1 protein-coding gene is annotated in these 378 nt (G+C 73.0%); it reads right to left on the reverse strand.

Annotated features, from left to right (window positions below; all coding sequences use genetic code 11):
* The coding region (locus ACLBXP_RS25310; protein WP_447670595.1) for an outer membrane protein at window positions 1-378 on the reverse strand (378 nt) is incomplete at both ends.

The following is a 378-nucleotide window of genomic DNA, read 5'->3' on the forward strand; positions in this document are numbered from 1 at the left end:
GCCCTCGACCTTCAGCGTCACCGCCGACGAGCGGAAGAAGTTCAGGAACGAGTCGGTCGGCAGCGCGTACTCGATGCCGCCGCCGGCCGCCCAGCCGGTCTGGAAGTCGTCGCGCGAGCCGTTGGGCAGGCCGAAGTCGCGCCCGCCGCCCGAGCCGTAGGCGAAGCCGCCGGTGCCGTAGACCAGGGTGCGGTCGAAGGCGTAGCCGAGGCGGCCGCGCACCGTGCCGAAGTAGTCCAGGCCCGCCAGGCCGTTGGGGTTGAACACCAGCGCGCCGGGGTTCACGCCGCCGCCCGCCACCGTGGCGAAGGCGAAGCGGTTGCGGTTGCGCCCGAAGTCGACGTACTGCGCGTCGGCCTCGACGCCGATCACCACGCC

The organism is Methylobacterium sp. A54F (genome assembly GCF_053346035.1).